The organism is Oleiphilus sp. HI0086 (genome assembly GCF_001635225.1).
On the sequence record NZ_LWFZ01000974.1, the window covers coordinates 1 to 2,005 of the forward strand.

2 protein-coding genes and 1 pseudogene are annotated in these 2,005 nt (G+C 41.3%); 1 reads left to right on the forward strand and 2 read right to left on the reverse strand.

Annotation, left to right across the window (positions count from 1 at the left end):
- Positions 1-386, reverse strand: a 386-nt coding sequence (locus tag A3756_RS17540; protein WP_197481366.1) for a hypothetical protein, incomplete at its 3' end; no start/stop codon positions are given.
- A 264-nt stretch (positions 387-650) separates the two neighbouring features.
- Between A3756_RS17540 and A3756_RS17545 the strand changes: the two genes are divergently transcribed.
- Positions 651-1,400 (forward strand): helix-turn-helix transcriptional regulator, encoded by a 750-nt coding sequence (locus A3756_RS17545; RefSeq protein WP_068514227.1) that lies wholly within the window; start codon positions 651-653, stop codon positions 1,398-1,400.
- Between the two features lie 83 nt (positions 1,401-1,483).
- On the opposite strand, the pseudogene A3756_RS27870 reads toward A3756_RS17545, so the two are convergent.
- Positions 1,484-2,005, reverse strand: a pseudogene (locus tag A3756_RS27870) (hypothetical protein); the annotation flags it as partial.

A 2,005-nucleotide genomic window follows, 5' to 3' on the forward strand; every position in this document is an offset into this window, starting at 1 on the left:
TCATTCTGGCTTTCTTCCAGTGCGGCTGAAAAAGCCTGGTTGCCCTCAAGGATTTTTTCCAGCTCTTGCAGCAGGTTGTCCACAAGCGTCTCTGTATCGCCTTGTATATGGCTCAGTTTATCCTGCGTTTGGTTTGCAATATAAGTTTCGTAGAGTGAGTTATTTAAGCTGTCTGTAAAGTTCGTTCCACTTTCTAGCAGGCTATCTATTTTCTTGCGTAGCTCGAGGTTCATTCCTTGAAAATACTCATACCAAACGAAGTAGTTTTCCGGGGTGATTGGGATTTCAAGGTCTTTCATTTGTGGGATAGTTTTCTTAAGGCAGTCAACAGCTTGTTTAAGCTTTTTTTGACGGCTTTCCCGCACAGGTATTTGTTGCTCTGTCATATTACTCGCTACTCCATTTAGCCTGGTAATATTTGTCTGTAACCTGAGTTCAAGCCTCTAGTTTGTGCAATAATCTAAGAATTATAAGACTTTTTCAATCATAAATCATTTCGTCTATCCAGTTGTCCGCCGGCCTAATTCAGTCATTTTAGTTGTTGATGGTAACGATAAAACCATTCTAGGTTTGGATATAAGCCCGATATTTCATAGTATTCGGTATTGCTGTCATTCTCATGAACCGCTGTTTCATAATAGGGAGATCAGATGTCTCAGAGCGCTGCTTTAGTCAAAGCACTGAAAAAATGTTTGAAAATTAACGATGTAAAATATGCAGATGTGGCTGATGCCCTCAATTTAAGTGAGGCGAGCGTGAAACGTTTGTTTTCTGAGGAAAGCTTTTCGCTAAAAAGGCTAGATCAAATTTGTGAATTTTTAGGTATTGAAATTAGTGATCTGGTGGAGATGGTGAGACAGTCTGATCAGATTCGAAGTTTGACGATTGAGCAAGAAAAAGAAATTATTGATGATCTTCCGCTTTTGATTGTCGCAAATAGTGCCTTAAATCGTTGGAGCTTTGAAGATATATTGTCTACCTATGATTTAACTGAGACCGCGTTAATCCAGCATCTTGCCAAATTAGATCGCCTAAAGTTGATCGAGTTGTTGCCTGGAAATCGCATAAAGTTATTAGTTGATAGAAACTTCAGTTGGCAAAAGAACGGCCCTATACAGCGGTTTTTCGAAGAAATTCTAGTGAATGAGTTCTTTAACTATAGGTTTGATGAGCCCAGTGACAAACGACAGTTTGTGGTGGGGATGCTCTCTAAAGCCTCTAACCTGATCTTTCAGAGAAAGTTGGATCAACTTGCAGAGGAATTTCATCGCTTACATGTAGAGGATGAAAAGTTGCCTGTTAAAGAGCGATTCGGTACTAGTGTTGTCACAGGTATGCGTCGATGGGAGCCTTTGGCTTTTGAGAAGATGCGCAGAAAAAAGGATCTGCGAAAGTTTTAGTATTGATGGGGTAGTTTGAGGTGTGGGCTGATCTATGAAAACCGAGTTCATAGATCAGCATTGGTTTCGTTTTTTAGGGTGTTTTATGAACGCTTTGATTGAAGCTTTCGTGATAACACCGCCGCGATGAGCAGCAATAACATCATCCAGGGGCTAGATGAGCCTCCACCAGAGCTCGGGTAAGCGCGGGTGTTGTTGAAAGCTGGTTGATGGGCATCTTTACGATGGTCTCTTACCGGCTGGCTTGCGCGTTGTTGTTTAGCCTGCAATTCTTTCTTTACGCGTTTGGCGTTATCTCTTGAAATGTTAAGCTGCTTGAATACCTCTTCTCTCACAACAATCATCGAAGTGTAGTCGGTGACTAAACCATATTGTTTGGCAATGTCGATGATGGCTTGTTTGGCATCTGCATCTTCGCCTAGATAGTCAATTTTATTCTGCAATGCTTCAATGCTCGCGAACGCCCATAACCTTTCTATCTCAGGGTTGAGTTCACTTTGTTTTGGGAAGTCAAAAGACGTTGTGTAGGTTTGTTGTTGGCCTGACATTTTGCCTTTGATTTCAACCGTTGCTTTACCATTTCCCCAGTAATGTCCGAACAAGAT

Coding starts and splice junctions, on each gene's coding strand:
- A3756_RS17545 (WP_068514227.1), top strand. CDS start 651: ATGTCTCAGAGCGCTGCTTTAGTCAAAGCACTGAAAAAATGTTTGAAA.